28 protein-coding genes and 1 riboswitch are annotated in these 26,974 nt (G+C 34.7%); of the genes, 14 read left to right on the top strand and 14 right to left on the bottom strand.

Annotated features, from left to right (window positions below; all coding sequences use genetic code 11):
* Window positions 1–21: 21 nt before the first annotated feature.
* Both RBB48_RS23115 and RBB48_RS23110 read right to left on the bottom strand, forming a co-directional pair.
* Window positions 22–1,749, bottom strand: coding sequence for an ABC transporter substrate-binding protein (locus RBB48_RS23115; protein WP_141542687.1), 1,728 nt, complete (start codon window positions 1,747–1,749; stop codon window positions 22–24).
* 233 nt (window positions 1,750–1,982) lie between these two features.
* The gene (locus RBB48_RS23110) at window positions 1,983–3,683 is read right to left on the bottom strand and encodes an ABC transporter substrate-binding protein (RefSeq protein ID WP_306008150.1); all 1,701 of its coding nucleotides are present in this window, start codon (window positions 3,681–3,683) and stop codon (window positions 1,983–1,985) included.
* A gap of 237 nt (window positions 3,684–3,920) precedes the next feature.
* Here RBB48_RS23110 and RBB48_RS23105 point away from each other — a divergent pair, with 237 nt between their 5' ends.
* Window positions 3,921–4,118 carry a hypothetical protein gene (locus RBB48_RS23105; protein ID WP_000369258.1) on the top strand — a complete coding sequence of 66 codons (198 nt, stop codon included), beginning with the start codon at window positions 3,921–3,923 and terminating at the stop codon, window positions 4,116–4,118.
* Window positions 4,119–4,360: 242 nt separating this feature from the next.
* On the opposite strand, the gene abc-f is transcribed toward RBB48_RS23105, so the two are convergent.
* The gene (gene abc-f / locus RBB48_RS23100; protein WP_088121129.1) at window positions 4,361–6,241 is read right to left on the bottom strand and encodes a ribosomal protection-like ABC-F family protein; all 1,881 of its coding nucleotides are present in this window, start codon (window positions 6,239–6,241) and stop codon (window positions 4,361–4,363) included.
* Window positions 6,242–6,365: 124 nt separating this feature from the next.
* The gene (locus RBB48_RS23095) at window positions 6,366–6,500 is read right to left on the bottom strand and encodes an RAxF-45 family protein (protein ID WP_046956655.1); all 135 of its coding nucleotides are present in this window, start codon (window positions 6,498–6,500) and stop codon (window positions 6,366–6,368) included.
* A 421-nt stretch (window positions 6,501–6,921) separates the two neighbouring features.
* Here RBB48_RS23095 and RBB48_RS23090 point away from each other — a divergent pair, with 421 nt between their 5' ends.
* Together RBB48_RS23090 and RBB48_RS23085 are read left to right on the top strand one after the other, a co-directional pair.
* The gene (locus RBB48_RS23090; RefSeq protein ID WP_002006681.1) at window positions 6,922–7,050 is read left to right on the top strand and encodes a hypothetical protein; all 129 of its coding nucleotides are present in this window, start codon (window positions 6,922–6,924) and stop codon (window positions 7,048–7,050) included.
* 134 nt (window positions 7,051–7,184) lie between these two features.
* Window positions 7,185–7,979: a DUF4931 domain-containing protein gene (locus RBB48_RS23085; protein WP_048542911.1), complete on the top strand. Its 795-nt coding sequence runs from the start codon at window positions 7,185–7,187 to the stop codon at window positions 7,977–7,979.
* 11 nt (window positions 7,980–7,990) lie between these two features.
* Here RBB48_RS23085 and RBB48_RS23080 read toward each other — a convergent pair whose 3' ends face one another.
* The gene (locus RBB48_RS23080; RefSeq protein ID WP_262800298.1) at window positions 7,991–8,524 is read right to left on the bottom strand and encodes a lytic transglycosylase domain-containing protein; all 534 of its coding nucleotides are present in this window, start codon (window positions 8,522–8,524) and stop codon (window positions 7,991–7,993) included.
* Between the two features lie 250 nt (window positions 8,525–8,774).
* On the opposite strand from RBB48_RS23080, the gene RBB48_RS23075 reads away from it, so the two are divergent.
* Complete coding sequence (locus tag RBB48_RS23075; protein WP_106102574.1) at window positions 8,775–10,424, top strand: DUF2334 domain-containing protein; 1,650 nt, start codon at window positions 8,775–8,777, stop codon at window positions 10,422–10,424.
* 113 nt (window positions 10,425–10,537) lie between these two features.
* Here the strand turns inward: RBB48_RS23075 and RBB48_RS23070 are convergent, their stop codons facing one another.
* The 5 genes from RBB48_RS23070 to RBB48_RS23050 form a co-directional block, all read right to left on the bottom strand.
* Window positions 10,538–11,302 (bottom strand): TatD family hydrolase, encoded by a 765-nt coding sequence (locus RBB48_RS23070; RefSeq protein ID WP_306008149.1) that lies wholly within the window; start codon window positions 11,300–11,302, stop codon window positions 10,538–10,540.
* 745 nt (window positions 11,303–12,047) lie between these two features.
* Window positions 12,048–12,404, bottom strand: a complete 357-nt coding sequence (locus tag RBB48_RS23065) for a YxeA family protein (RefSeq protein ID WP_048563001.1) — start codon at window positions 12,402–12,404, stop codon at window positions 12,048–12,050.
* Between the two features lie 138 nt (window positions 12,405–12,542).
* Window positions 12,543–13,379 carry a YitT family protein gene (locus tag RBB48_RS23060; RefSeq protein WP_000248044.1) on the bottom strand — a complete coding sequence of 279 codons (837 nt, stop codon included), beginning with the start codon at window positions 13,377–13,379 and terminating at the stop codon, window positions 12,543–12,545.
* A 117-nt stretch (window positions 13,380–13,496) separates the two neighbouring features.
* Window positions 13,497–13,826 carry a PH domain-containing protein gene (locus RBB48_RS23055; protein ID WP_060486406.1) on the bottom strand — a complete coding sequence of 110 codons (330 nt, stop codon included), beginning with the start codon at window positions 13,824–13,826 and terminating at the stop codon, window positions 13,497–13,499.
* 147 nt (window positions 13,827–13,973) lie between these two features.
* The gene (locus tag RBB48_RS23050) at window positions 13,974–14,951 is read right to left on the bottom strand and encodes a LacI family DNA-binding transcriptional regulator (protein WP_087984956.1); all 978 of its coding nucleotides are present in this window, start codon (window positions 14,949–14,951) and stop codon (window positions 13,974–13,976) included.
* A gap of 305 nt (window positions 14,952–15,256) precedes the next feature.
* On the opposite strand from RBB48_RS23050, the gene RBB48_RS23045 reads away from it, so the two are divergent.
* Window positions 15,257–15,352 (top strand): DUF3948 family protein, encoded by a 96-nt coding sequence (locus RBB48_RS23045; protein ID WP_001060007.1) that lies wholly within the window; start codon window positions 15,257–15,259, stop codon window positions 15,350–15,352.
* A gap of 73 nt (window positions 15,353–15,425) precedes the next feature.
* Here the strand turns inward: RBB48_RS23045 and RBB48_RS23040 are convergent, their stop codons facing one another.
* A complete protein-coding gene (locus tag RBB48_RS23040; protein ID WP_306008148.1) occupies window positions 15,426–16,031 on the bottom strand; it encodes a lysophospholipid acyltransferase family protein in 606 nt (201 codons plus the stop codon).
* A 336-nt stretch (window positions 16,032–16,367) separates the two neighbouring features.
* Between RBB48_RS23040 and RBB48_RS23035 the strand changes: the two genes are divergently transcribed.
* Window positions 16,368–16,463 carry a DUF3948 family protein gene (locus tag RBB48_RS23035; protein WP_001060007.1) on the top strand — a complete coding sequence of 32 codons (96 nt, stop codon included), beginning with the start codon at window positions 16,368–16,370 and terminating at the stop codon, window positions 16,461–16,463.
* 60 nt (window positions 16,464–16,523) lie between these two features.
* Here the strand turns inward: RBB48_RS23035 and RBB48_RS23030 are convergent, their stop codons facing one another.
* Together RBB48_RS23030 and RBB48_RS23025 are read right to left on the bottom strand one after the other, a co-directional pair.
* Window positions 16,524–16,664, bottom strand: a complete 141-nt coding sequence (locus RBB48_RS23030; RefSeq protein WP_000894064.1) for a YrzO family protein — start codon at window positions 16,662–16,664, stop codon at window positions 16,524–16,526.
* Between the two features lie 21 nt (window positions 16,665–16,685).
* Complete coding sequence (locus RBB48_RS23025) at window positions 16,686–17,654, bottom strand: DMT family transporter (protein WP_141542691.1); 969 nt, start codon at window positions 17,652–17,654, stop codon at window positions 16,686–16,688.
* A 127-nt stretch (window positions 17,655–17,781) separates the two neighbouring features.
* Here RBB48_RS23025 and RBB48_RS23020 point away from each other — a divergent pair, with 127 nt between their 5' ends.
* Window positions 17,782–18,648, top strand: a complete 867-nt coding sequence (locus RBB48_RS23020) for a LysR family transcriptional regulator (RefSeq protein WP_262800295.1) — start codon at window positions 17,782–17,784, stop codon at window positions 18,646–18,648.
* 263 nt (window positions 18,649–18,911) lie between these two features.
* Window positions 18,912–19,013: a DUF3948 family protein gene (locus RBB48_RS23015; protein ID WP_001060018.1), complete on the top strand. Its 102-nt coding sequence runs from the start codon at window positions 18,912–18,914 to the stop codon at window positions 19,011–19,013.
* 218 nt (window positions 19,014–19,231) lie between these two features.
* Here the strand turns inward: RBB48_RS23015 and RBB48_RS23010 are convergent, their stop codons facing one another.
* Window positions 19,232–20,179 carry a helix-turn-helix transcriptional regulator gene (locus RBB48_RS23010; protein ID WP_306008147.1) on the bottom strand — a complete coding sequence of 316 codons (948 nt, stop codon included), beginning with the start codon at window positions 20,177–20,179 and terminating at the stop codon, window positions 19,232–19,234.
* Between the two features lie 143 nt (window positions 20,180–20,322).
* Here RBB48_RS23010 and modA point away from each other — a divergent pair, with 143 nt between their 5' ends.
* The 6 genes from modA to RBB48_RS22980 all read left to right on the top strand — a co-directional run bounded on the left by modA (window position 20,323) and on the right by RBB48_RS22980 (window position 26,843).
* Complete coding sequence (modA, locus tag RBB48_RS23005) at window positions 20,323–21,129, top strand: molybdate ABC transporter substrate-binding protein (protein ID WP_048542930.1); 807 nt, start codon at window positions 20,323–20,325, stop codon at window positions 21,127–21,129.
* A 5-nt stretch (window positions 21,130–21,134) separates the two neighbouring features.
* Window positions 21,135–21,809, top strand: coding sequence for a molybdate ABC transporter permease subunit (modB, locus tag RBB48_RS23000; protein ID WP_306008146.1), 675 nt, complete (start codon window positions 21,135–21,137; stop codon window positions 21,807–21,809).
* Window positions 21,810–22,109: 300 nt separating this feature from the next.
* Window positions 22,110–22,961 carry a GRP family sugar transporter gene (locus tag RBB48_RS22995; RefSeq protein ID WP_000353549.1) on the top strand — a complete coding sequence of 284 codons (852 nt, stop codon included), beginning with the start codon at window positions 22,110–22,112 and terminating at the stop codon, window positions 22,959–22,961.
* Between the two features lie 212 nt (window positions 22,962–23,173).
* Entirely contained in the window at window positions 23,174–23,977 is an 804-nt protein-coding gene (gene proC, locus RBB48_RS22990; protein WP_097891776.1) for a pyrroline-5-carboxylate reductase, read from the top strand.
* Window position 23,978: 1 nt separating this feature from the next.
* Entirely contained in the window at window positions 23,979–24,812 is an 834-nt protein-coding gene (locus RBB48_RS22985; RefSeq protein WP_097891779.1) for an aldo/keto reductase, read from the top strand.
* Between the two features lie 153 nt (window positions 24,813–24,965).
* A riboswitch (SAM riboswitch) is annotated at window positions 24,966–25,070 on the top strand.
* 132 nt (window positions 25,071–25,202) lie between these two features.
* Window positions 25,203–26,843, top strand: a complete 1,641-nt coding sequence (locus RBB48_RS22980; RefSeq protein WP_097907319.1) for a peptide ABC transporter substrate-binding protein — start codon at window positions 25,203–25,205, stop codon at window positions 26,841–26,843.
* The last annotated feature ends 131 nt before the right edge of the window (window positions 26,844–26,974 follow it).

Here is a 26,974-nt window from a genome sequence, read left to right as displayed (position 1 = left end):
TTCTATTATTTAGGTCAACCCTTATTGTTCAATAGATAACACTGGTAAGTTGGAACTAATGCTATCGTACTTTTCTGGATCAATTCCTTTTATACGTGCATTATGAGCATAAAGTAGTTTACGATAGTTTAATAAAATAACTGGTGGATCATCACTTAACTCTTTATACAGTTCTTTATAAATTGCTTTACGTTTTTCAATATCTGTCGTCCCTATACCTTTTACAATCAAGTCATCTACTTTCGGGTTGTTATAACCCGTATCACTTTTTGGATTAGTTGATAAGTAATCACTTACAACTTCACTTGGATCACTAATTCCTGGTGTTGAAACTGCCGCTAAATCGTAGTCACCTTTTCCTACTTTTGAAAGCATCGTATTAAAGTCCATCAACTCTGGATTTAATTCAACACCGATTTCTTTGTAACTTTCTTTTGCAATTGGAATAAAGATATCATTTGTTTTACCTGTATTTGATGCGTAGTATGTTAATTTTAGTTTTTGACCATCTTTTTCACGAACCCCGTCAGAACCTACTTTCCAACCAGCCTCATCCAATAATTTTTTAGCCTTTTCTACGTCGTGTGGATATTTATTAATACCTTCTTCTGTATATGCCCATGAAACTGGCGCAATTGGTACGTTAGCAACAGATCCATATCCTTGTAAAGCTGTATCCACATACTTCTTACGGTCTAATCCATAAGTAAGTGCTTGACGTACCTTCTTATCTTTCAAATACGATTTCTTATTATTTACATAGATATAAGCAATATCACTTGATGACTCAAGATTAATATTTGCAAACTCTAATCCTTTTAATTGGTCTATATTCTCAGGATTTGCTCTAAATCCACTATAGTCCAGTTCACCTGTTTGGAATAATTGGAATCCAGTATCACCTGATGTGATTTTATAAATAAAGTTTTTGATTTTTGGTTTACCTGCATAATAATTTTCATTAGCAACAAAGCGTACTTCTTGACCTGGAACATATTTTTCAAATTTATATGGACCCGCTGCAATTGGTTGCCCATATAATGCTTTTAAATAGTCTAAACTTGTATTTTGTTTATAATCTTTTCCATAATAAGCTTTTGATAGCACTGGGCCACCTAAATTAGTTAGCGCCTGTGAATTAACTTTTTCAGTTGTAATTTTAATTGTCTGTGGATCAACAACTTGAATTCCTTCAATAGAAGTTGCTTTTCCTTCTTTATATTCTTTGCCACCTTTAACAGCATACTGGGCAATATCCATTCCACCTTCATACGCTTTATCATGAAGTAGTGTTAATGTAAATGCTACGTCCTCCGCCGTTAAAGGCGAACCATCACTAAATTTTAGGTTTTTACGTAAATGGAATGTATATGTTAACTGGTCAGCAGAAATATCCCATTTTTCTGCAAGATCCGGAATAGGTTTACTTTGTTTGTCTGTTGCTACTAGTGACGCAAAAATAACAGATGTTACATTTCCATCCCAACCATTCTCTTGGAAATATGGAAGGAAAACTCCCCCTGGCTTAGAAATGGCTGTAATAAAAGTATCTTTTCGCTGATTTGCTTTCTCTGGACTTTTCTTTTTATCTGTAGCTGGAATTGATTCAATCTTAGCGTCTTTTAAATCCTGCTTTTTTACCGGTTCTGTAGAAGCCGTATCTTCCTGTCCCCCACAAGCAGATAACACAAGCGAACTACTCAATAATACTGAAAATACACCAGCCCATTTTTTTGTCTTTTTCTTCATTGTCCCCACCCTAACTTTTTTAATAATTAAACCTTATGAATTGCTTGCCTTATGTATGCCTCCCACAGCAATATTTTATAGTCAATCGGAAAAGTCGGTTTTAATCGTAAAAAAATAGATGTTTTTGAGGGGTAACAATCCTATTCCGACCTTTCCAGTAGACTTTATGGTTATTAGCTTATATCGTCAGTTATATTTTGTCAATTCTTTCTAAATAAATATTTTGAAAATTTTTATTCTATCTTTAATTTAGGTAAACTTAATAAAATACCGTTATAGTTATCTTCTTGTAATCCTTGAATTCGTGCATTATGTGCAGACACCACTTTGCTATTATTCAAGAAGATTACAGGCGGGTCTTCGCTTAATTCTTGATATAACTTTTTATAAATTTCTTTTCGCTTTTCAATATCCAACGTTTCTAATGCTTGCTTAGCTAATTCATCTACTTTCGGATTATAATATCCATCATAATTTCGTTTACTTGTTGAAACAAACTCTTCAATCGTTCCGCTCGGATCATCAATCATTGGCGTAGATACCATCGCTAAATCATAATCACCTTTTATCACTTTTGAAATCATCGTATTAAAGTCCATATATTCTGGGTTAAACTCTACACCCAACTTTTTATAATCTTCTTTCATCACAGGAATCATTACATCATTTATTTTACTTGCTGATGAGGCAAAATAACTTACTTTCAATTTTTGTCCATCTTTTTCACGAATTCCATCCGAACCCGCTTTCCATCCAGCCTCATCCAGTAATTTCTTCGCCTTCTCTAAATTATACTCATATTTATTAATGCCCTCTTCTGTATACGCCCATGAAACTGGCGTAATCGGTACATTAACGAGTGACGCATATCCTTGGAAATACGTATCAATAACCTTTTGACGCTCTAATCCGTAAATAAATGCTTGGCGGACACGTTTATCTTTAAAGTATGGCTTCTTATAATTCATTTTAATGTAGCCATAAGAGCTTCCTGTATACACATTAATATTAGCAAAACCTAAATCTTTTAATTGCTCAATGGTCTCCACGTTTGTCGTAAAACCATCATAATCTACTTCTCCTGCTTGAAATTGTTGTAACTTCGTATCACCCTTTGTAATTTTATAAATAAAGTGCTCAATCTTCGGTTTTCCTTCAAAATAATTTTCATTTGCTACAAATCGAACCTCTTGACCAGGAATATATTTATCCAATTTATAAGCTCCTGCTCCCACCGGCTTTCCATATAACTCTTTTAAGTACTCCAAGTGTCCTTGTTTATACTCTCTCCCATAATAAGCTTTAGATATAACTTCTCCACCGATTAATGATAATGTTTGAGCATTTACCTTTTCAGTCGTAATCGTAATTGTTTTCGGATCAATGATTTGAATTCCTTCAATAGAGGTTGCCTTTCCTTCTTTATAAGCTTGCCCACCTTTTATTGCTGTTTGGCTTATATCAGTCGCACCACTATAAGTTGGATCATGTAATAACGTTAATGTAAATGCTACATCATCTGCTGTTAGCGGTGAACCATCACTAAACTTTAAATCATCTTTCAAATGGAACGTATATGTAAGCTGATCCTCCGAAGTATCCCACTTCTTCGCTAATATTGGAATCGGTTTTCCTTCCCTATCGAGTCCAACAAGAGGGGCAAAGATAGCCTGCGTTATGTTACCATCCCATCCATTCTCCATAAAGTGCGGAAGGAATATCCCTCCAGGACTTGGCATTCCAACTACAAAAGTATCTTTTCTTTCTTTTACTTTTGTAGGACTTTTTGCTTTGTCGCTTGCTTTAATAAATTCATCTTTTACTTTTGGTACGTTCCCGGCTTCATTTGTACTTGCTTCCTCTTGACCACATCCGGCTAGTAATACCGATACACTAAGAAATGTAGCAAGTGCTCCTTTAAAAACATTTTTCATTGCACTCTCACCTTTACCTTCCTAATTTTTAAAGATGTAGGAACATAGGCCTCCTTTCTGTAACTATCTTTATTTTTCCTATAAAAATAGTATGAATTAATTTCAAGATTATTCCTTTCCTTTAAACATGTCAATCACTCTCTTTTATTTCTTATTAAAAAATTAAAAATTCACTTCTATTCGTTCCATATGAAACATAGACTACTAATAACCAATTACCAAAAAGGGGGCGAAAACATGGACAACCTATTCCAATACGTCCTGCACTACGTATTATTAACAATTATGATAGTCGGGGCGCTATTACTATTCCCATTCTTCCCAAAGTTCGTCCTCTTTTTAGCTTTTTTTATTATGCTCGGGATCGCTATTATCATTTCAACAAGGGAAGATACGACACAAAAAGAAAACAGAGTTCAGCGTGTAAAGCTGTAACTCTGTTTTTTTATTTTCAATCCTGATTCGCTGTTACACATACTTATGTCTCGGGAAATAAGTAACCGATCAAAAAAAACTAATATCATTTATGTTTTACAATCTATGCAAATTACGGAACAAAGATGTATCAAATTTACTGTTTCACGTGAAACACAATTTTTATTTTTCTCTTAAAGTAAAATATCAGTATAAAAAAGCGAATCCCTTCAGCAAAGCTGAAGGGATTCGCTTTCTACTTTTTACTCCACAATATTCTCTAACTCATTATATAAATCCGCTCGTAACAACTCTTTCTTCGTTTTTTCTTCATACAATTGTTCAAGCATTTCAACATCAAATACATGTTCCATCTTACACTCAAGCATATATATATCTTCTTCTACATGCATTAACTCCGTTTCAATATCCTCAACATTCCTAACTTCTTTCTTTTTTACAGGAGCTGTTGCCATACTTTTTCTTCCTTGGCGTTGCTGCTTTATTACTTGTTTCTCGAGCTTTTCTTCCCACTTTTGACGAGCCCATGCGTAGTTCCCTGCAAACTCAAATAATTTATGCTCATCAATCCAATACGTCTTTTCAAATAACTTATTTAAAAAATAACGATCATGTGAAACAGCTAAAATCGTCCCATTATATTGCTCAAGAGCTTCCTCTAAAACTTCCCTTGATTCAATGTCGAGATGGTTTGTCGGCTCATCTAAAATTAAAAAATTGATATCTTGATACATAAGTTGCGCAAGTCTTAATCTCATTTTTTCTCCACCGCTCAGTTGCGTTACTTTCTTAAACACCGCTGGACCATAAAATAAAAACTTAGCTAATATATGTCTCGCTTCTCCCTCTGTTACAGCTACATATTCCCTGAAAGCCTCTAATACATTACTCTTCATATTTCCGTACGCATGCTGTGATAAATAACCGATTTTCACACTACTACCAATTCGAATTTCTCCAGCGTCTGGTTTTATTTCTTCTAATAATAACTTTAGTAGCGTTGTCTTGCCTGTACCATTACGGCCAACGATCGCCGCACGCTCTTGAAAACGAACATGTAAATTCGCTTCGTTAAATAAAGGATGGCCAGCAAAACCTTTACTCACTTCTTTCATTAAAACAACGTCTTTCCCGCTTCTCTCTTGCCCTTCAAACTGAAGTCCCATTTGTTTTCGTTCTAAAATAGGTTTCTTTAGTTTCTCTATACGTTCCAGTGCACGTTCCATACTTCTCGCTCTCTTATGCAATCCTTCATTCGGAGGATTCGCCTGATTTGCCCATTCACGTAGTCGCTTAATTGCTTCTTTCATTTTCTTTATTTTCTTTTGCTGTTCTTGATAAGCCTGAAACTCCTGAAGCAACCGTTCTTCCTTTTCGTCAACAAACTGAGAATAGTTCGTATGATACACGTGAATCTCTCCATCTTCTAAATCAAAAATCTTCGTTACAACTTCATCAAGGAAATAGCGATCATGTGAAATGACCATAACTGTTCCATTGTATTCTTTTAAAAATTGCTCTAGCCACTCTACGGCAAATAAGTCTAAATGATTGGTTGGTTCATCTAATAGAAGTAAATCTGGTTTCTGCAATAGCATGTATGCAAGACTTACCTTTGTTTGTTCCCCACCACTTAACTCCAAAAATGATCGTGGAAATAGTTCTGTCACCTGTAGACCATTTGCTACCTTCATCATATTCGCTTCTATTTCATAACCACCGAGAAACGCAAACTTTTCTTGGATTACTCCGTATCTCTCCATTAATTTTTGTAAAGCAGATGGTTCCCGTTCTTCCGCCATATTTTTTTCTAAAGCACGCATTTCTCTTTCCAATTCCTTTTCTGTTTTAAAAGCGGAACTCAATACATCATATACAGTCATACCCTCATCAAATTTCGGAATTTGTGCCACATGACCAATACGTGTACCTTTCTTCATATGAATGGCTCCTGCATCCAAACTTTCCATTCCAGTTAGAAGCTGAAAGATTGTTGTCTTCCCACTACCGTTACGACCAACTAATCCAACACGTTCACCATTCTTTATTTCAAGCGATATATTTTCAAATATGATGTTTCCACCAAAAGATTTCGTTACATTATTCACACTACAAATTGTCATTTTCCGTACTCCTTTCAATATAAAAAACCATGGGAAAGAAACATTCCCCGTGGTTTTCGACATAGAAAAAGGAAGCCAAATAGCTCCCTTTTCACACGTTTATTAAAAATGGGTGAAGAGATTTCTATCGTTCAATAGCTACTATGCAATTGTTAAAAAAGGACAGACGTATCCCGTTAACAACTACATCATGAAAAATCGCACGACAAAAATAGATATAATCTAAAAATTTGGCACGTGCAGCTAAAGAACGTTTCATCTCATTCACCTCTTTCGTACGGAATTTAATACTTACTTCTTTATTATACTTTCCCATTTCATGTTTGAATAGTCATTTTTCTGAAAATAATGAAGATAGACTAAACATTTCAATAAGTGACATCAAATCTTACAAAACTGTTATGTTCACGTAATGGAAAGCGATAGTACGAAAAGATGCCTCCCTATACAATAAAGATGTAAACAAGAGAGCCAAACAAAAGGAGGAAACGATCATGATGAAAGAAATCGTAAAAGCAATCTTTGAGGTATTAGTGAACGGACAAGCAGTTGTAAAAGAACTAAATGAACTATAAAAAGGAGTGAAGGAATATGATGAACATGGTAAAAATGATTTTACATGCTCTAGTTGATGCAAAAGCAGTTAGCCAAGAATTAAACCAACAATAAAAAAGGGGTAAATGAATATGAAGAAAGCCATTATTGTAATCGCAAGTACAGCAATTGCCTTATACACAATAAAAAATAGAAAAAAGAAACATAATAAAAATGATTTATATTATCCATACACATTATTAAAGAAAAAATAAAAGACAAGGTACCCTATTGTAATGAGGATATCTTGTCTTTTATTTTTCCTATTCCTTTTAAAGGATTTCCTTCTCCTTTTCCCGAATGTATTAATCGGGATTTTTACACATATTTTAAAGGGGCATATATACAAATGGATACACAACAACTATACTTTTTAAACGATATTGGCAAACAAAAACCAGAAAGCATTCGGAATAGAAGCGCTGCATGTCCTTTTTGTGACAGAGAAAATTTAACGGATATTTTAGCAACTGAGGGCTCAATTATTTGGCTGAAAAACAAATTCCCTACATTAAAAGATACATTTCAAACGGTGCTAATCGAAACCGATAATTGTAAAGACCACATTGCAACATATACAGAAGAACATATGAGATCGCTAATTCGTTTCTCCATTAAACATTGGTTAGACTTACAGAAGAATGAAGAATTCACATCTGTGATTTTATACAAAAATCACGGTCCATTCTCAGGCGGGAGTTTGCATCATGCACACATGCAGATTATCGGAATGAAATATGTAGACTATCTCGGTAACGTAGAACAGGACAACTTCCGAGGAGTCATTGTACAAAAAAACGAACGCATTGAACTCAATATTTCAGATCGTCCTATTATCGGTTTTACTGAATTTAATATCATTATTGCAGATATTGGATACATAGATGAACTGGCAAATTATATTCAGCAAACTGTACGTTACATACTGACAGATTTCCATAAAGGATGTAGTAGTTATAACTTATTCTTCTATTACTTAAACGGAAAAATCATTTGTAAAGTTGTTCCTAGGTTCGTCGTTTCACCATTATATGTAGGATATAAAATACCGCAAGTTTCTACAAAACTAAAAGACGTGAAAATACAACTCGCGCAGTACTTCACGAGCGAAAAAGATGCAATTATTCATAAAAAAACAGAGTAGGTATAGAAAACCTACTCTTTGATTACACCTTTATTTCGATAGTACACATCTTCTAATCCAATGTTATACTTCATGTTATTATCCGTCCACTCTGGCCCTAAATTTCCTGGCCATCCAGATGTATTTGCTACATATTTTAGTAATGCAAAATCAGTCAAACCTTTTTGCACCCCGCGCTTATATCCTTTCATTAAATGCGGCATTGCAATTTGCACATTTGTGCGCGGATCTTTCAACTCTTCATCAGTTAAATGATCTGGTGCAAGCCCACCGCCACGGTGCAATTGAAACAGTCCGAATGAAGTTCCGTTATCTCCAATACTTCTTGGATTTAACCGGCTTTCATGTTCAGCAATTGTAAGAGGTATCCATTCTGGAAGATTGACTTTCTTTGCTTCCTCTATAATAATTTGTTTCATTTGTTTTGCTTCTTCTGAGTCAACATAGCTTGTCTCATTCACTAACTTGCCCATTCCTTCAGACTTTCCTTGGAAATATAAGTACACCCCAAGAACAACTAAAAATCCTACAAAGAATTTCTTCACTACCACTACCTCTTTCTCCGCTGAAATTTGTCCCCTTTCAGCCTTCCTCCCTTTACAATTACCCACATTCTATCATTCTCTTACCCTTTTATCATAGCAAATAACTATATATATTATCATCATGCTTTAGACCGATTTTGTGAAAAAACAGCTGGTAAATACGTGCAAAAATGTAACTTTCATAGACTACAACGTATTTTTTGTATATAATTTTAAATTGAACTCTACATATAGAATAGGAGCAGACCAAATGAAAAAGTGCATCATACTCTTGTTCAGCATTTTACTACTTATCCCTATCCACACCTCTGCACAAACATCATCAAAACCAAAAGTACTTGTTTTATACAGTACACAAGACGATAAAATTACAAATAATATTCAAATCCTTAATACCCAATTAGGACATTTTACAAACGATATAACTACGAAAAGTTTAAAAAAGGCTAATGAAATTACTAATTCATCTTCTTATACACATATTGTTTATATCGGTGAACAAAAAGAAGAGTTTCCTATTGAAACAAAGCAACTTCTAGAAAATTTCTCAGGCCCAATATTAGTTTTAGGACAAAATGTTGAACAATTATCTCATCGCTTTTCTTTCATTACCCTAAAGGCTGATGATATACGAGTTAATAAAATCGAATATCCAAGCCATAAGCTTAAAAACACTTTAGAAGAGGAACGATTGATTCAATCTTTTGATACAAATGGAACTGTTCTTGCTAACGCTGTAAGTTCAAATAGCAAGAACCCACTAATCGTTCAGCATGAAACATCTTATTACGTCGCAACGCCACACCTCTTTGACTGGATGTCTCATTACGTTGGTGAAATGTTATTTTCTTACTTTGGACAAAAGCCAACGACAAATAAAGTAGAGGCTTATTTGCGTCTTGAGGACGTTCATCCGGCCGCAGATATAAATCAATTAAAAGAAATTGCTGAATTACTAAAAGAGAAAAAGATTCCTTACATGATCACTGTTATTCCTGTATATAAAGATCCTGATACAGGTAAAACACTGCATTTAAAAGATAAACCCGAACTAGTCGATCTTTTACGCTCTATGCAAGATGATGGTGCAGCAATTATTATGCATGGTTATACGCATCAATTTTATGATAGTGAAACTGGGGAAGGTTTTGAATTTTGGGACGTAAAAACAGATCAACCAATTCGTCAACCGAAGCATGAAAAACCAAAAACAAAAGATGACTTCCCTAATATCGAAGCATATAATGCATATGTAAAAAAAGGGGAAGAGTTTGAAGAAAAGTATACGACCGATCATATTGAAAAAGGTATTCAAGAACTTGTAGATGCCAAACTATATCCTGTCGCATTTGAAGCACCTCATTACACGATGTCTCAAAAAGGATATGAAATATTATCAAGGTACTTTTCAACTTATGTAGGACAACTACAGTTAAGTGATACAACTTGGAAATCCATGCACTCACCATTCTATACAAGTACCCCATCATTTTTACACGGAATGAAATTAATGCCTGAAACAGTTGGCTTTATTGAAGAAGATAAGCCACATGCTATTGCAAAGATGAAAGAACGTGCTGTATCTGTTGCTAAATTATCCGATGGAGTTATTGGTGCATTCTATCATCCTTACTTAGGTGTGAAACCATTAAAAGAAGTATTAAAGGATCTAGAAAGCATTCCAAATATAGAATGGATTGATTTACAAAAAGAAGCAAATGAAGTGAAAATGCAAGATATTCATATTACTACTAATAAAGACGGCATTCACGTTGACAAACCAACAAGCGCAAGCGATGTAATGGATTATATAAAACAATATGGATTCTTCCTTATACTTGGTTTCTTCATCATTGTCTTTCTATTGTTATTAAGACGTGGGAAAAAATTAGAATCTTAATACAAAACCACCAAGCATTTTGCTTGGTGGTTTTTTTAACTTAAACTAAAACGTGGCATGTTATTAATAACCCATTGATTATTTTCATAATAAAAAGGATAAGAGTAACGCTCCTATCCTTTCAAATAAAATTGAATCGTATTTTCATATATCGTTTTCGCAACCTTATTAACAGATACGTTTTTTATAACACTAATTTCCTTTAATACCTCTCGAATCATTCTCGGATGCGTCATAACATCCTCGTGAAATTCCCACGGTCCATCTGTTTCTACCATCATATATTCAAGTGGATAATACGAAACAATTTTTCTAATTTTGTCCTTATGTAAAACATCTGGTGTGATAGAAATATAATAACCGTTCCTCATCATCCGTTTCATTGTTGTTTCACTTCCTTTAAACCAATGAAAGTGTGCACATGAAACTTTATATTTCTCTAGTAAATCACATACAATATCAGCATCTTCATACACTGCATGCAATATAATGGGTAAATCATATTTACTAGCTAGTTCAACAAATCGTTGTAACACTGATATATATGATTTGATAGCAATACGCTCATCTTCTTTTCTTAAATAATACGGTAAGCCTACTTCACCAATCGCAACTATGTCTTCTACATGCTCTTCAATTAATTTATAAATTTGCTCACATTCTTCTTTATGAATCGGTTGCTCCGGATGAAAACCTATTGCTGGATGTACAAAAGGATATCGCTTTGCTAAAGATAAAGTTTCTTTACATGATTGATAATTCATAGATACCGCGATAAGCCCCTGTATCTCTTTACTATGTTCCACATCTTTAAGTAATCTACTTTTTTCTTCATCCTTATATTGGTCAACATGTATATGACTATCAATCCATTTCATCTTTATTCCCCCATAAAAAAAACAAGAAAGGATCTCCCTTCTTGTTTTATCATCTATATTATTTAACAATTAAGTTTGTTATGATATCAAATAATCCAATACATACTACGGCAACAGTAAAGTAGCTACAGAAATCTTTAATTGGAAACTTCACTACTTCTTCTTTACGCATCCCAGTTTTCTCCCTTCTTACTATATCCCTAATTATTTTATCTATTTGTATCTATTATGCAAAAAATATGACAAATTTACTATCGAATTAACTTACGTAAACCTTACAATGTTGTAAGGTTTATAAAAAGAGCCTCATCTAAATACAGATGAGGGCTATTAAAAAGTAGTTGGTTTTTCATTCTTCATTAATATTACAAACAGAGAGTAATACAGTGAGACTTTCTAATTACACTATATGAAATTCACTATCTTTTAACCATCGAATTACATTACAGAAGACTTACATGTTTGTAAGCTATGTGTAATGTAATTCGATAGTTTCTCTTACCTATATCTCGTACACTAAAGTTAGAAAGCAAGCCAAATAAGAAGAACACTCACATAACCAAATTACATTGCTAGTAGCTACTCTTCTTATACCTTTCACTCATGTTACTACAATGTACCCCCCTTCCCCTTTATATAACAAAAAGAGCCTTAGTTCATATTGACTAAGGCTCTTTCATGAACCCCAAAATACCCCTACCTAGTATTTTTATTTTCGACAAAAAATAGGTGGGGGTATAATCTGCTATCTCATCGTTAAAAGTTTACTCTTCGCATTAATAGGAATATTTACAGCTTCAATTTCTTCAATCGCCTCTCCGTAGCGTCCTTTTGCATACACCTTTAACGCTTCATCTCTCTTTAACATATGCTTAACAGTCTTCTTTATTTTTTGTTCTCTTCCACGTTCGTCAAATGCAATAAATTCATATTCATACCACTCATCACCAATATGCTGACCAATTGTATTCACGACCGTATAGTATTCTTTCGTCTTATAAAGTGGATTATATTTATCGATAACTGGTCCAAGTTTCGTAGGCAGTAACATTACTACTATCACTATCATCGCTATTATAGTAGTGATCATTTTTTTCTTCATAATCAATCTTCCTCCTCTGCAGGATATATATACATCCATTTTAAAAAGAAGGAATAAAATCTACTATTGAATCTCATTACATTACACTTACATTATTGTAAGAATTAAAAAAGGTGAACGAATTTACTCGTTCACCTTTTAGCTCGCTTTAAAGCCACCGCCAAGTACATCGCGTACATCATGAATAACAACGAAAGCATCTTCATCTACTCGACTAATAACCTGCTTTAACTTAACAAGCTCTTGTTTATTTATAACAACATATAACACTTCTTTATTTTTACCAGTATATCCGCCGCGTCCTTCTAATACAGTGACACCGCGTGTCATGTTTTTCGTAATAGTTTCACGGATTAAATCCGGTTGATTTGAAATGATTGTAACAGCTGTTTTTGTATCCATTCCTTCTACAATGAAATCAATCACTTTCGCTCCGATGAATACTGCAACAAGTGTGTACATTGCTTTTTCTTGCCCTATTATAAATACAGAACCAGCAATTACCACAATATCAATAATAAGTACGCCTTTACCAACGCTCCACCCTAAATATTGATTGGCTAACCGAGCTAAAATTGCCGATCCTCCTGATGTACCTCCAGCTTTGAACATACAGCCTAATCCGACACCGACAAATAAGCCAGCGAATAGAGCTGCTAATAACGTATCACTATTTACATGATACTCAATATGTTCCGTAACATATAAAAACAAGGATGTTTCTACAATCCCTAAAATTGTATAAACCATCGTTTTCTTATCAAAAAATTTATAACCAATAGCTAGTAAAATTGCATTTATAGCAAAGTTTACAATCCCCGGTGACCAATCAAATAAATAGTACGTAACAACCGTTAAACCAATAATTCCACCCTCTGATAAACGGTTTGGAATTGCAAAGTAATTAATACCAATTGCGAATAATAATGAACCAATTGTAATTAGTGTTATTTCCTTTATACGTTGATTAACCATAGTTCATACCTCCCCCCATTTGACATTGTATCACTATCTCCTAGAGGTTTAGAAGTTGTTTTTATTGCACATTTTTACTCTTACAGATCGGGATATTATGTTTAAACAAAGGGGTGATTAATTATTCATATTCGCTCTAACTGTACGGACAAATCGCTCCACATTCCCCTTCTGAATATACTTAGCTCGAATGGTTTCATGATTACAAGTACATTCGAAATGCGGACGAAAATCTATGCTATCTATATGCAAATATGAATAATCTTTAAATGTTGCAGGATAGTATGGAAATTTCCCATAAAAGAGAAGACGTCTAGTAGTAGCAGCAAAAATCCCTTGTTGATACGATAGCGTAAAATTATCCTTCTCAAATATCCCTACGACAAAAGCCAAAATCTTTTCATCATCCTCTATATGCTTTTTCATACTCAATAAAAGTTCATTCATGCATATCCCTCCAAATACTATTCTTGAAAAGAATCCATGGATTATTACAGACCGGTGTAACTCCTTTATAAAGTATGAAACGCGTTTCCTGTCAAAGATATTTCAAAAAAATAATCCGTTATGCAATTTACACATAACGGATTAAAACTAAACAGTAGAGCGTTCCACAAGTTCGTATGGAATTTCCACCTTTTCTTGTTTAGAACTCTCACCACTTATTTGCCTATAAAACATTTCAAAAGCCTTTTTACCTATCTCCTTTAAATTTTGATCAATGGTTGTAAGTTGTAACACTTGCGAAATAGGTTGATTATCAAAGCCAATAATCGCTAAATCCTCAGGAACTTGAATACCTAATTTTTCAGCTTCTGTCATAACCCCAATCGCAACTTCATCTCCTGCTACTATTAATGCTTCGGGAAGATGCTGCATCCCCTTTAATTTATGAGCCACTTTCACACCATCTTCTAATGTAAAACATTCTGTAAAAATCCATTCTTCATTCACTTCTTCATCTATAGATTGCAATTGCTGTTTATAAACATCAAAACGCTTTTGACTACTCGGACCTAATTTCCTCCCCGTACAATAACCAATTTTTTTATAACTTTTCTCAATCAAATAATCCATTCCTAATTGAAAAGCTGCCGAATGATTCGTATATACACTTGAGATATTTGAAATATCATTATCTTCACAAGCAACGATTGTCCCATAGGAAGCATACGGCTCTATCGTTTCCCAATCATTCGCACGAGAACAAATAATAAGGCCATCCAATTGTTTTGTTTTTAACATATGTAAACTTTTCATTTCTTCTTTTTTATTATAATTCGTTTGGCAAAGTAGCACTCTGTAATTATGAGCTAACGCCACCTCCATCATCCCGCCCACCATCGCATCAAAACATGGATGATTAATATACGGTAAAATTACACCAACAATATTCGTTTTCCCTTTTGATAAATGAACGGCATTTGCGTTTTGTGAGTAATTCAACTTCTCAACTATCTCCATAACCGCTTTCCTTTTTTCTTCACTTACATATGGGTGATCATTCAACACTCTCGAAACAGTTGTAACTGAAACTCCCGCCATCTTTGCAATATCTTTAATATTGGCCATACACTCACCTCTACTTTTAACTTAATGAATTCCACGAACATATGTCAAACTTTCTCATCATTACACCTTCATTCGTTTTTCTTACAAAAGTGTAATTTTCCTGTAAGCTAATTCGATAGTTACTCTCCTCAATATTTCATACAATTAAGTCAGAAACAGGACAACAACTATTCGAAAGGGAGCGGATTCATATGATGAACAAAATGAAATCAAACAATTTTTTAAATACAATGGGCATGGTATTTTCCGCTCTAATCGATGCTAAAGCTGTTGCTTCTACATTAAACAAGTAAGGAGAATGCATCATGAATAACATCACTTTTAACAAATTAGATTTTTTAGGACTAGCTAGTGGCTCTCTTCTTCTTACTGCTTTTATTTACGCCGCTACGCTTGTATAACTTTTGTGTCCCCTTTCCCCTTTATTATAAATAGTAATAGAAAAGACGACCGTCTATGCCCGGTCGTCTTTTCTTACTTTTGATTTGATTGCAAAGTTTCCTTTAGCTCATCAAACTTCTCATTTAATTGATCTGTCATCATTTTCATAGCTGTCTTTCGATCTATTTGTTCTTCAGCATCAATTTGAATTGGGTCGCCAAAAATTAATTGTGCCTTTTTCCCTTTTATTAATTCTTTTACACTTGATGGACCAACATAAGCTGCCGGTACTAACGGGACATTAGAACGCAATGCAATCGTAACAGCCCCAGCTTTTAATGAAACGTCTTCTGTTGATCGTGTCCCACTCGGAAAAATCCCTACTACTTTCCCTTCTTTTAATAGGCGTGACGGAATTTTGAGTGTACTCGGTCCTGGATTCGTACGATCTACAGGGAATGCATTCACATTTTTAAAGAACCAATTTTTGAACTTCCCTTCAAATAACTCTTTTTTTGCCATGTAATGAATTTGGGTCGGGTACATCCCTGTGGCTAACATTAATACATCCATAAAACTTGTATGTGTACATGCAACAACATATGGGCCACCTTCTGGTAACTTTTCTCTTCCTTGCACTTCTACTTTCCCAGCTGTTTTAAATATATATTTCAACAAAAATGTAATTGGTTTATACATTTGTTTCGTTCCTTTCTGAATATCCGAATTATAATCATTTTCTTATAACGATTATAACACTAAGTTTTAGGAGTTGGTAATAATTTTAAGTATTAATTGTTACATTTCAATTCTTACAAAAGTGTAATTTTCTTGTAAGCTAATTCGATAGTTACTTCCCCAAATATTTCATACAATTAAGTCAGAAAGAAACAACAACTATTCGAAAAGGAGCGGATTCATATGATGAACAAAATGAAATCAAACAATTTTTCAGATACAGTGGGCATGGTATTTTCCGCTCTAATCGATGCAAAATCTGTTGCTTCTACATTAAACAAGTAAGGAGAATGCATCATGAATAACATCACTTTTAACAAATTAGATTTTTTAGGATTAGCTAGTGGCTCTCTTCTTCTTACTGCTTTTATTTACGCTGCTACGCTTGTATAACTTTGTGTCCCCTTTCCCCTTTATATAGAAAAAGACGACCGTCTATGCCCGGTCGTCTTTTTACATTTTTCTTTCTTTCAATTCTTTTAAAAGCTGTATCAGCTCAGCTTGTTGTTTTATCTTTTTACGACCATTTCGGTTAATTGCTGCAAGCTCGCAGGCAACTCCGACGGCGAAGAAAAACAATAAACTTTCTAACATGTGAAATCCTCCAATTGCCTATTAAACAGCTTGACGTAATTGCTCTTCTTGTAAACTTCGCTTGTTTATATTTTCTTCTTTTCTCTGACAAACGTTATTGCGAATAAGTGCTGCAATAACAAGTAAAGTCCCTATAATATCAAACATTGTTATTCGATATCCTTGCATCATCATAATAACTAAAGTCGTGATTGGTACAAAATTAATAAATAAAATCCCATTAATGGACGATAAAATTTTCACACCATAGTTCCAAGCAAGTAACGCTACGATACCTGGTAATGTCATCATAAACAATAAATCATATTTCACGATAGAAATCGTTCCCATATTCGGAACCGATACGTATCCAAACGATGTAATGATTACAGTTATAATCCCTGTGACAGTCGTACCGAATACACACGTCAACGTAGAATAACGTAATGTTGACCAATCGCTACACGTTTGACCACCCATCGTATAAATAACCCAACCTACAACCCCAACAAATATAAAGGCCAGCGAAAACATGTTATCTTTCAATGTTAAAAAGAAACTCATATCCCCTTTCGTAATAACGAATACAGCCCCTACAAAAGCGATAATCATGCTCGTTATCATATACTTTTTCGGTTTTACATGCTTATATCCCCATAGAATACAAATAGAAATCATCGGCATCAGTGCTTCCATAATGGAGGCTACCATCACACCTGATTTTCCCATTAACATTTGACCTAAAAATATAAGTACATTATATACAGTAAACGCCAGCGTTCCGAAAAAGACGAGTAACTTTCCTCTTCCCTCTAAACGAAATGCCTGTTTTCCTTCTTTCATTAACAACAATACAATCAGTACGATCGCCACTGCTCCATAGCGAATAAGCGAAAAATAAAATGGATCTATGTATTCTAGCGCATGATCAGCAACCGGAAACATTGCTCCCCACGACATACTTGCAATTAAACATGCTAAAGCCCCTATTATCATTTGACCTTTTTTCACCACAATCCCCCACTTCTTTCTATTTGCACAAAGAGAATTGTAAAAGAAAAAATATATCACGTAAAATGATTCAAAATGATGTTAACTATCATTTATAATGATAGTTAACATCAAGGAGGATCACATTATGGAATTAAGAGATTTACAAATCTTCCAGAACGTTGCCGACAAAGGTAGTGTAAGTGGCGCAGCAAAGGAATTAAATTACGTACAATCAAATGTAACTGCACGTATTAAACAACTAGAGAACGAACTAAAAACACCGCTCTTTTATCGTCATAAACGAGGCATGACTTTAACAGCTGAAGGAAGAAAAATGCTCGTTTATGTTAATAAAATTTTGCAAGATGTTGACGAGCTAAAACAAGTATTTTTAGATAGTGAAACTCCCTCTGGCATATTAAAAATCGGTACAGTCGAAACAGTAAGTACATTACCTACCATTTTATCTTCTTACTATAAACGCTATCCGAATGTCGATTTATCATTACAAGCGGGTCTAACAGAAGCATTGATTAGAGAAGTACTTGATCATCAATTAGATGGTGCCTTTATATCAGGGCCTATTAAACACCCACTAATTGAACAATACGATGTTAGTACAGAAAAATTAATGCTTGTAACACAAAATAAAGCTTTTCATATAGAAGAATTTACAACAACGCCCCTACTCGTTTTTAACCAAGGATGTGGATACCGTTCCAAACTAGAACGATGGCTTAAAGATGAAGGTTTGCTCCCAAAAAGAATTATGGAATTTAATATATTAGAAACGATATTAAACAGTGTTGCACTCGGCCTTGGAATTACACTCGTACCACAGTCTGCTGTCCACCATCTTTCTAAAGCTGGTAAAGTACATTGTCATGCAATCCCTGAAAAATATGGTAGTATTTCAACGGTTTTCATACGCCGTAAAGATAGTTATATGATGAATTCAATGCGTAGCTTTTTAAAAACAATTGAAGAGCATCATCATATCAATATGCTTTAAAAGACATTCTTACATGAATGTCTTTTTTTCTTACAAAAATGTAAGTCTCCCGTAAGCTAATTCGATAGTTGCAGGCGATCATATTTCCTATAATTAAGACATAAAGCAGGGCAACAACAATTCGAAAAGGAGCGGATACGCATGATGAACAAAATGAAATCAAACAAATTTTTAAATACAATGGGCATGGTGCTATCCGCACTTGTCGATGCAAAAGCTGTTGCAACTACATTAAATAAATAAATAAATAAGGAGAGATTATAATGAACAACATTACATTTAACAAATCAGACTTTATCGGACTTGCAAGTGGAGCGACTCTTCTTACAGCCTTCATTTACACACTTGCTCAAGGTCTTGTTTAATACTTTGTTTCCCCAAACCCCTTTATATATAGAAAAGGCTGCTCGTCTTATAGACAAGCAGCTTTTTAGTTTGTCCCGCTTTAATGGGCAGTAAGACCCCCACCTCAAAATTCAGCGAAAGCAAAGAATTTAGGTGGGGGTCGGGCTGCCCATTAAAGTCCGATTGGTGAGGGCTGATAATCAGTGGGGGATGAAGAAAACCCCCACTGATTAAAGTTTCACTTTATTTCATATATAACTTGACCTGTTTTCGTCATATCGTATCCGCCAATCGCTTTTAATTCATTATGAAATTCTTCCGATTGCAGAATATCTTTCACGACTTCGATCAGCTCTTCATTTTCTTTATTCTTCAAAATCACTAAATCATACTGTTCTTTCATGATTGGAATAAAGTCTACATTTACAATCTGTGAAAACTTTTCTGAACCTACTCCTACGTCAGCTTTTCCATTTGCGACTTGCGTGGCAACACCAAGATGATTCGACTCTTCCCATTCATATCCACTAATACGCTCTTTATTTAATTTTTGAATGCGCAATTGTTCATCCACTAACACCCTAATGCCAGAACCTTTTTCTCGATTTACAAATCGTATAGATGATTGAGATAAATCAGCCCATGTTTTTATATTTTTCGGATTTCCCTTTTGCACATAAAACCCAACGTTCCTTGCTAATAAATTAATCATCGTACATGGTTGTCCCACTAAAATACGTTTTACATACGGAACATTATATGTACCTGTTTCTCCATCAAACAAATGTAAGCTAACGATATTTCCTTCTCCTTGATACATTTTTACTAAACTCGTTAAACTACCTTGATATGCCCTTAATATGTTTGAACTTAGCAGGCGATTTTCTATACGTTTTGCCAACATATCTAACGTTAGTTCTTGTCCGCTAATAATACATGTATCCAAGCCCCTACTATCTTCGCTCTTTACAGGAGTACCTTGTATTTTCCCTGTTTTCATTTGCTTTATATATTGTTCTAAATCTGTTGCATCAATGCGCATCTGTCTACCAATTCTATAAGAAGGAAGTTCTCCTTTTTTAATTAGATCGTATACAGTTAATTTTGATACCTTTAATCGCTTCGCTACTTCTTCCGTTGTGTAGGAATGATGATCCATAGACGATTCCTCACTTTCTTCCTTCATTGTAACAAAGAAAAGAATATTTCTCCTATATTAAAAAACAACTATATCGTTCAAATTATATTCAATTATAACTAATCATATCTAGTTATAATTAGTTATAATTAGATATGATTGAATATATCAAAACGAAAGGGGATTTTTTTATGAACAAGTTTACATTACGATCCATCGGAGCACTTATACTTTCTTTTCTTCTTATATTTAGTGCCGCATGTACAAGCGGCGAAAAGAAAGAGAAATCAACTGCTAAAGAAGGAAAAGCAGTAGAACTTACTATATCAGCTGCTGCAAGCTTACAAGATGCACTAAAAGAAATTGAAACAAAATATAAAGAAAAAGAACCTAATATTAAACTTTCTTTTAACTTCGGTGCTTCTGGTGCACTTCAACAACAAATTGAACAAGGCGCACCTGCTGATTTATTCTTCTCAGCAGCCGAAGATAAATTCCAAACTCTTGTAAAAAAAGGATTCATTAATGAAAAAGAAGGGAAAAATCTTCTTGGAAATGAACTTGTTCTAGTTGTCCCAAAAGATAGTTCTCTTACGAAAATTCAAGATTTAAAAGATGAAAAAATTAAGAAAATCGCACTTGGTACACCTGAATCTGTACCCGCGGGAAAATACGCAAAGGCTTCTCTCACGCATGAAAATCTTTGGAATGACATTCAAAATAAAATCGTATTTACAAAAGATGTTCGCCAAGTGTTAACATATGTAGAAACAGGTAATGTCGATGCTGGTATTGTATACAAAACAGATGCTCTTATTTCAAACAAAGTAAAGATTGGTGAGACAGCAGCAGCTACTTCGCATGAGCCAATCCACTATCCTTTAGGTGTTATAAAAGAATCTAAGCACAAGAAAGAGGCGACTTCATTTTATGAGTATTTGCAGTCAAAAGATGCACAATCTATCTTTAAAAAATATGGATTTACAGTCCTATTATAATTGCCATGAGCTTTGATGCTATTTTTTCACCAATCTTTCTATCTATACGAGTAGCTGCATGCGCCACCATTATCGTTACAATTTTAGGGACGATTATTGGAAGGGTGTTAGCACGCTCCTCATGGAGATATAAAATAATATTAGAAACTATTTTCTTATTACCAATGGTACTTCCGCCAACTGTAATCGGCTTTTTTCTCATTATCATTTTTGGAAATAATAGTCCCATTGGAACGTGGATAGAATCAATATTTCAGCAGTCCATTATGTTCACATCTACTGCTGCGATCATCGCTTCTACAGTTGTTGCATTTCCGCTCATGTATCAATCAGCAAAAACGGGATTTTCTATTGCAAATATACAAATTGAAGAAAGTGCTCGCGACCTTGGTGCAAGTGAATATCAAGTTTTTCTGCACGTTACACTTCCGCTTGCATTTCCCGCCTTACTAAGCGGAATGATTTTGAGCTTTGTTCGTGCGCTCGGTGAGTTCGGTGCTACACTCATGTTTGCTGGGAACATTCCTGGTAAAACTCAAACAATCCCAACTGCAATTTACATGGCGATTGATGCAAGTAATATGCAGCTCGCTTGGACACTTGTAGTTATCACTATTAGTATGTCACTCCTATTTCTGCTATGTATTCAGCTTATTAATAAAAGAATTACTAACTCTTAAAGCAGCTTTTATCGAAGCTGCTTCTTTATTTCTTAGGAAATAAAATATACCACCGGGAAATAACTGAATTTTACCTTTTATTAAAATATACATTTTATTTGAATTCACTTTCTAAAATAGGCAATTTCCTGTTATTATATGGAGGTGTTTCAAAAAATGAAGAAATGAAAACGCATTTATATCGTGAATTCTTCATCCTGTTTTAGCGATCGGTAATCTTCTACTCTAGTAGTGGGGCATTACCGATCGTTAGAACGATATGTAATTATATTGGTATAGAAAACCGAAGGGAGTCTTGTAATGGACATTTTATTAGCGCTTCTTCCTGCAATTGCATGGGGAAACATCTTATTAGTAAGCGTAAAAATGGGCGGTGGTGCATATAGCCAAACGGTAGGTATGACAATCGGTGCTCTATTCTTCGCAACAATTATGTATGTATTTACTCAACCAGCTTTAACAATGACAGTCTTGATTGTTGGTTTTATTTCAGGTTTATTCTGGGCTTTAGGACAAGTAAACCAATTAAAAACAGTTGAAAAACTAGGTGTTTCAACTACTGTAACGATTTCTACTGGTATGCAACTTGTTGCAACTTCTATCTTTGGGGTTATCGCTTTCCGTGAGTGGACTACTACAACAACGATTGTTCTGGGAACGATTGCAATCCTATTAATCGTAGTTGGTGTTGTATTCACATCACTAGATGACAAAGAAAATGCACAGCCACCAGGACAATTGAAAAAAGGACTTCTTACTTTAATTGTTTCTACTTTCGGTTACCTTGTATATGTAATTATTATTCGTTGGTATAATATCGATGGTTGGTCTGCTATTTTACCACAAGCAGTTGGTATGTTTGTTGGTGCGGTTGTACTGACATCTAAACATAAACCATTTAACAAATATGCAATCCGTAATGCTTTATCTGGTTTACTATGGGGAACTGGAAACTTATTCTTACTTCTTTCATTACCACGTGTCGGAGTAGCAACAAGCTTCCCATTATCTCAAACTGGAATCGTTATCTCAACATTCGGTGCGATTGTCTTCTTAGGTGAAAAGAAAACAAAACGTCAATTGATCTTTATTGCACTAGGTAGTGTTTTAATTATCGGCGGTGCTGTATTGTTAGGTATGACAAAAGCATAAACTTATAATCTATTAACCCCTGAAGCAGTTATGCTTCAGGGATTTTTTATTACAACTATTTTTTAAGTATAATAATTTTTATAACCTTATTTATATTAACCCTCCTCCCTCCATTTCCATCCTTTTCACAATAAGTCTTTTCTTTTTACAAAATTCTCTTAAAAATGGTATCGTTTTTTATAACATATCTCCACTAGAAAGGAATAAAGGATATGCTAACTAAACATCGAATTCTATTTATTGGTGCTGGTCGTATGGCAGAAGCTATATTTTCCGGATTACTTAAAACAAGCAAAGAATACATCGAAAAAATTATCGTTTCTAACCGCAGCAACGTAGAAAAGCTAGAACAATTACGAGCGCGATATAATGTGTCTATCACAACAGATTGGAAGCAGCATGTTACATCTGTTGATACGATTGTTTTAGCAATGCCGCCTTCTGCACATGAAGAATTATTAGCGGAGCTATCTCCGTTACTATCGAATCAACTTGTCGTAACGGTAGCTGCTGGCATTGGTCCATCTTATTTAGAAGCTAGACTCCCTAAGGACACGCCTGTTGCTTGGATTATGCCAAATACAGCTGCTGAAATTGGGAAGTCAATCTCCTTATATACAACAGGACAATCAGTAAACGAGATGCATCAAGAAACCTTGCAACTGCTTTTAAGAGGCATTGGTACTTCGCAACTTTGCACTGAGGAAGAAGTTCATCAGCTTACTGCAATTACTGGAAGTGCACCAGCTTTCCTTTATTACTTTGCTGAAAGCTTAATTGCAGCAACAAAAAATTATGGAGTCGATGAAGCAACCGCAAAACACCTTGTCATTCAAATGATTTCCGGCTCTGCTTCTATGCTTGAACAAACGCAAGATCCAGCTAACCTCCGCGAACAAGTAACAACACCAGGTGGTTCCACAGCTGAAGGTCTCAAAGCTTTATATGAATATAATTTTTCAGAGGCAATTCAAAAAGCAGTAGAAGCAACAAACAAAAAAGCTAGGGGGAAATAATATGAATTTAACAGGTTTAAAAGACTATACAACATTACATAACGGTGTAAAAATGCCTTGGTTCGGTTTAGGTGTTTTTAAAGTAGAAGATGGTTCAGAAGTAATTGAATCTGTAAAAGCAGCAATTAAAAATGGCTATCGCAGCATCGATACTGCAGCAATCTATCAAAACGAAGAAGGCGTTGGACAAGCGATTCGTGAATCAGGTGTTTCACGTGAAGAATTATTTGTTACATCAAAAGTATGGAATAGCGATCAAGGATATGAAACGACACTCCAAGCATTTGAAACTACATTAGAAAAATTAGGTCTAGAATATTTAGATTTATATTTAGTACATTGGCCTGTAAAAGGGAAATATACTGAATCATGGAAAGCGTTAGAAAAACTTTATAAAGATGGCCGTGTTCGTGCTATCGGTGTGAGTAATTTCCACATTCACCACTTACAAGACGTATTTGAAATCGCTGAAATTAAGCCAATGGTCAATCAAGTGGAATACCACCCACGTTTAGCACAAGAAGAATTACACGCTTTCTGTAAAGAACATAACATCCAGCTTGAAGCTTGGTCACCATTAATGCAGGGACAACTACTGGATAACTCCACATTACAAGACATTGCGACAAAATATAATAAATCAACTGCACAAATTATTTTACGCTGGGATTTACAAAATGAAGTTGTAACAATCCCTAAATCTATTAAAGAACATCGCATTATTGAAAATGCAAATATATTCGATTTTGAATTAAGTGCTGATGACATGAAAGCAATTCAAGCTCTAAATGAAGATCGTCGCGTTGGTCCAGATCCAGATAACTTTAACTTCTAGTAGAAAAACCACTGCCATATGCAGTGGTTTTTCTCGTTAAATAAAACTGAAAATTTAAACTATATCCCGATTGGTTGACACTTCATCATCCAAGGTGTAAGATTTTGAATTATCAAAGAAACACAAAAATTAATAAAATTTATTCGTTTACTCATTGTATCAAGAGAGGTGGAGGGACTGGCCCTTTGAAACCTCGGCAACAGGTTCATTTTGAATACTGTGCCACTTCCTGCAAGCATTGTGCTTGAAAGATAGAATGAGGGACTTCGTTTATATACGGGTGCATAACTTGTACGTAAAAATCCCTCTTTCTCAATATGAAAAGAGGGATTTTTTATTTTTCATTTCCCTCATCATCATCCAAACTTAATTATTTAGGAGGAAAATCAAATGAAAAAGAAGTTTGTACCCGGTATTGCATCAGTTGTAGGAGTAAGTATTTTATTAACTGGTTGCGGTAGTTATAAAAACGAAGCAAGCGGAGCAAATGCAAAAGACGAGGCGCCTAGTAAACAGGTTTTAAACTTATCTTCACCTACTGAAATACGAACAATGGATACAGCTCGTGCTACAGATACTGATTCTGGTCAAGTAATGAGAAACGTATTTGAAGGTTTGTATAATCTTGGTGAAGGTAACAAACCTGTCCCTGGCGTTGCGAAATCTCATGAAGTAAGTGGCGATAAAACGAAATACACATTCCACCTGCGAGATTCAAAATGGTCAAACGGCACTTCTGTCACAGCAAAAGATTTTGTCTTCGCTTGGCAAAGAGCTGTCGATCCAGCAACAGCCTCTGAATATGCATTTCTATTCTTTGATATTAAAAACGCAACAAAAATTAACAACAAAGAACTTCCAGCCGATCAACTTGGTGTAAAAGCAATTGATGACCATACGTTTGAGGTAGAATTGGAACGTCCTGTTCCGTACTTTATAAGCTTAACAGCGTTCCCAACATTTCTACCAATTAACGAGGAATTCTTTAAAGCACAAGGTGATAAGTATGCCTTAGAAGACAATACAATTTTGTACAACGGAGCTTTTACACTAAGCGATTGGAAGCATGAGCAAAGCTTTAAATTTAAGAAAAACCCTACCTATTGGGATAAAGATACTGTCAAACTGGAAGAAATCAATTTTAGCGTCGTAAAAGAAAAATCTACAGAAGTAAATTTATTCGAGTCAAAACAATTAGATCGTATCAAACTAACATCTGACTTCGTTGATAAATATAAAAAGGATGCTAACTTTAAAGAACGGCCAAACGTAGGGGTACAGTTTCTACGTATGAATCAACAAAACAAAGTACTTCAAAACGTTTCTGCACGCCAAGCAATCGATCAAACAATTGATCGAAAATCCTTTGTACATACGTTATTAAATGACGGCTCTACACCAACCTCTAGTCTCGTGCCGAAAAACTTTGCAAAAGGACCTGACGGAACAGACTTCCGTGCTGCAAACGGCGATTTAACAAAGGTTGATACAAAATCTGCTCAAGAATTATGGAAAAAGGCAAAACAAGAGCTTGGTTCTGAAAAGATAACATTAGAATTATTAACAAGTGATGCTGACCTTGATAAGAAAACTGGTGAGTTCTTAAAAGGACAACTAGAAAAGAATTTAGATGGATTAACAGTAAATGTGAAACCACAACCACGTAAACAACAAGTTTCACTTTTATTAAAAGGTGACTACGAAATTGGAATTGACGGCTGGAGCCCTGACTTTGCTGATCCAATTACATTCCTTGAGCTATTTACAACGAATAACCCTTACAACTTAGATCATTACTCTAATAAGGAGTTCGATGAAACAATAGCAAAAGTGAAAACAACTTTAGCCGGTGATGAAAAAGCTCGCTGGGAAGCATTACTAGCATCCGAGAAAATATTATTTAAAGACTCTGTTATCGCTCCTCTTTACCAAAAAGGCGAATCTTATTTAGAACGTTCTTATGTGAAAGGAATTGTGCAAGTAGACTTTGCAGGTCAATTAAACTTCAAATGGGCCAAAATTGAAAAATAAAGCGAAACTTTAATCAGTGGGGTTTTCTTCATCCCCCACTGATTATTAGCCCACACCAATTGTTTTTTTAGCAAAACATATTAAAAGCAGATTCCCTAATGCGAGGAAATCTGCTTTTTTAATATATTATT

The sequence above is a fragment of the Bacillus sp. MMSF_3353 genome, from assembly GCF_030733445.1.
GTDB classification, from domain to species: Bacteria; Bacillota; Bacilli; order Bacillales; family Bacillaceae_G; genus Bacillus_A; species Bacillus_A wiedmannii.
The sequence above is the reverse complement of the archived record's forward strand: the minus strand, read 5'-3'. Positions and strand labels throughout refer to the sequence as shown.